We start from the raw sequence: 412 nt of genomic DNA on the forward strand, positions 1-412 counted from the left end.
ACAATCGAAACATGATTCTTTTTCAGTGATTCGATGACAGAAAATAAAGATTGAATCTCACGGTCGGTTAAAGCAGCCGTTGGTTCATCCATAATCATGACTTCAGCATCTGTGAGCAAGGCTTTCGCAATTTCAATCATTTGTTGTTCGCCTACCGAACAGGCACCGGCCAGCCGGTCAAATGGCAAAGCAATGTTTAAACGATCGAATACGCCTTTTGCTAGCGCTTTCATTTCCTTCGTTTTTAAAACGCCAAAGGGACGTGTTATTTCTCTTCCAATATATAAATTTTCAAGGACAGTCATTTCCGGCCAAATATTTAATTCCTGATGGATAAATGCAATGCCGGCCTGTTCCGCCTCTTTTGGATTTTGAAAAAATGTTTCTTTGCCATTCATAATAATTTTGCCTT

General features: G+C 39.6%; 1 protein-coding gene. It reads right to left on the minus strand.

Annotated elements, in window-relative coordinates; translation table 11 throughout:
- On the minus strand, positions 1–398 hold a 398-nt coding region (locus tag ACLWS4_RS37595), incomplete at its 3' end, for an ATP-binding cassette domain-containing protein (protein ID WP_416876518.1).
- Positions 399–412: the final 14 nt, after the last annotated feature.

The organism is Kitasatospora sp. SC0581, from assembly GCF_048159585.1.
Classification (GTDB): domain Bacteria; phylum Actinomycetota; class Actinomycetes; order Streptomycetales; family Streptomycetaceae; genus Kitasatospora.